Raw genomic sequence first — 3,213 nt, 5'->3', positions numbered from 1 at the left:
GGGCCATTGTCAGCCCGCACAGCAGACACATGGGTTAGTTCGCCATCAATATTTTAGGCAAAGTCATATTTGTTATGCTGTTTTACATTCTGTAAAATAACCAGCACATTCTCATCACCGCCCGTCATATCATCATAGATCACCATGTCATTCGCTTCACCACCGCCATCCAGATCAGCAAGAAAGTAATAGAGCATTGTTCTGCTTTCAAAACCAAAGTTGATTTTATCAAAGTGGTCGGCACTATTTTCCGCGCGGGTGCTACGACTAATAAAATCGGTTATAACATCGGCCTCGCGAATGGATGTTGATATTCTGTCAACACCGAAAAGATCATTGCCATCCCCACCGGTCATTACATTGGCACCATCATTGCCATTCAGTATGTCGTCATGATCCGAACCGATTAGATTCTCAATGGAAATCAGCTTGTCACCTGTGGCATCACCGCCGGAAATACTTGTCGCACTACCATCATTGGCCAGCGTGATTTTTACGCCCACAGGTGATCCGGCATATGACGCCGTATCCTTGCCGCCGCCGCCATCCAGCCTGTCAGCCCCCGCACCCCCTTTCAGCACGTCATCACCATCGCCGCCACGAATATCATCGTCATTATTGCCACCGTTCAGAATATCATTACCGTCACCACCCAAGATCATATAGGCAATATCAGCCCCTTTCGTTTCGGACAGGGTCTGGCTTTCCGTTGCACTACTATCACCAATCACCTCGCGGACGGTCACCGTCACAATCACGTCTTCAAATGTGCCGTCGGGTTTGGTCGCACGGATCGTCAGGTTTGTTGATGCGCTTGGTTGTCCAGTCAGATTACCGCTGTCACTGCCCAGCGACAGACCTTGCATGTTGCCTATATGCACGGCCCAAACGGTATCTGCAATTCCTGCCCCTTGGATATATGTGCTCAAATCTACCGCCACTGGTGTTGGTGCCGTATTTAGCACAGCGTCATAGGGGCTATACAGAATCTTGACATGCCGTGCCTCGGCAACCGTCGCTTCTTTGGCCTTTGGGGCGGCATAACGGCTTGTATCGCTACAGGCTGCCAGCAATAATATAACGGGTAAATGGCCAGTGGATGGCGCCTTGCGCTTGGCTTTGGTGTGTCTGCCAGTGGTGAGCATGTCTTTGATGTAGCTGTTGGTGGTGCGTTTAAATGTGATCCCGTTTGCCTTGATGCGCTTGCCCGTCGCGGGTTTGGGAATCGGATCTGCAATGGCCGGATATGCAACGTCCGATGCTACAGGATCTGCAATGGCCGATGTCACGCTGACCGATGTCTTGGTATAGCCGATATGTCTAGCCGGTGGCCTCACGTGCCAGCGTCCCCTTGGGGGTTCGTTTTGGCAACAGATACTATCTTCTATCGAGTTTGTTTCATTAAGCATATATCTATCCAATATTTATTCCTATTTCACTCAAAATGTTAATTGAAAATAAGTCAAGTTATTGAAATAAAACTAATTTATATATAAGTAAAACTAGTTTTAAACCTAATCCTATCCTGCTTTCTTTATGCTCTGACCCTGTCACATAAACATTAAAACCATGTCTCTAGCGTGGAATTTGGACTGCTCATGATCAAGCATGTTACAACATCACGGTCGCCAAAATGTTTCACGTGAAACATTTCGTGAACAAATAGGCGCAATCGAAATATGCGCGGCGCAATATTCACCCCTAAAAGCATGTAAACCCTTGCCCAAAATGCTAGAGGGTCGCATAACAATGGGGTGTGAAGCCATGTAATGGGGCGCTGGCGTAAAGGCCGATAGGGCGTAAATGGCCTGTAGCCAGCTATGAATCTGTAACCAGCTATGTATCTGTAACCAGCTATGAGTATAGGAGAGCCTTATGTCGCTTATTTCTGATCGTCTTAGCCGTCTGGCACCGTCGCCGACGGTGGAAATTTCCGGAATGGCGCTGGATATGAAGCGTGCCGGACGTGACATCATTGGCCTGAGCGCGGGCGAGCCTGATTTCGACACGCCTTTGCATATCAAGGAGGCGGCGCAACAGGCGATGGCGGATGGCAAAACCAAATATACGCAGGTTGACGGCATCCCCGAATTGAAAGAGGCGATTGTCCGCAAATTTGCGCGTGAGAATGGAATCGAGACATCTGTCGATGCGGTCAGCGTTGGTTCAGGGGGTAAGCAGATACTCTTTAACGCCTTGCTGGCGACCTTGAATCCAGGGGATGAGGTGCTGATCCCGACGCCCTATTGGGTGTCGTTCAAAGGCATTGTCGATCTGGCCGAAGGCGTGCCGGTATGTCTGCCATGTCCGTTTGCTGCAGGTATGAAATTAACCCCAGCCCAGCTTGATGCGGCGATAACCAAACGCACTAAATGGTTGATATTAAATAGCCCGTCAAACCCTACAGGTGTAGGTTATAGCGCGGATGAACTGGCAGCCTTTGCCGATATTTTGCGCCAGCATCCGGCGGTGCATGTGATCAGCGATGATATCTATGAGCATCTTTGCTATGACGGTTTCAAATTTGCCACGCTGGCGGCGGTGGCACCCGATCTGCAGGATCGCATTCTGACCGCGAATGGCGTGTCGAAATCATTTTGCATGACCGGGTGGCGGATTGGCTATTGCACGGGGCCAGTGCCGCTGATTAAGGCGATGGCCAAAATTCAGTCGCAATCGACCTCGAACCCAAATTCGATTGCCCAATATGCGGCATTGGCAGCGCTGGACGGGCCAATGGATTTCATGTGGTCGAATCTGGCGGCCTTTGACCGGCGGCGTAAAATGGTTGTCGCGGCACTGGATGCGATTGACGGGATTGACTGCCCGATGCCCGACGGTGCCTTTTATGTCTATCCATCGATCGAAGCCTTGATCGGCAAGCGCACGCCTGAGGGCATGATTATCGAAACGGATAAGGATTTTGCCCAGTATATTTTGCAAGCTGGTGAAGTTGCGATTGTGCCTGGGGTCGCCTTTGGACTGGAGCCGCATTTCCGCGTGTCCTACGCGGCGTCGGATGAAATGCTGGATGCGGCCATGACCCGTATCCGCACGGCAGTCGAGGCGCTGGAATAGATAATTATCCCAGAAAGACTGCCTCATAACCGCCACATTAGGCGGGTTATATATGTCGGTAATCATCAGGGAGACCACCGATATGCTGATTAAAAAGAAAGCTTCATGGGCATTGCCCGAATCCGCGGCGACACC

Annotated in this window: 2 protein-coding genes; one reads left to right on the top strand and one right to left on the bottom strand. The window is 50.4% G+C overall.

The window, feature by feature from the left end:
- Positions 1-53: 53 nt before the first annotated feature.
- Positions 54-1,337, bottom strand: a complete 1,284-nt coding sequence (locus ABNT28_RS10520) for a hypothetical protein (RefSeq protein WP_348721564.1) — start codon at positions 1,335-1,337, stop codon at positions 54-56.
- A gap of 538 nt (positions 1,338-1,875) precedes the next feature.
- Here ABNT28_RS10520 and ABNT28_RS10515 point away from each other — a divergent pair.
- Positions 1,876-3,078, top strand: a complete 1,203-nt coding sequence (locus ABNT28_RS10515; protein ID WP_348721563.1) for a pyridoxal phosphate-dependent aminotransferase — start codon at positions 1,876-1,878, stop codon at positions 3,076-3,078.
- The last annotated feature ends 135 nt before the right edge of the window (positions 3,079-3,213 follow it).

It is taken from the genome of uncultured Candidatus Puniceispirillum sp. (assembly GCF_963979125.1).
Classification (GTDB): Bacteria; Pseudomonadota; Alphaproteobacteria; order Puniceispirillales; family Puniceispirillaceae; genus Puniceispirillum.
The sequence above is the reverse complement of the archived record's forward strand: the minus strand, read 5'-3'. Positions and strand labels throughout refer to the sequence as shown.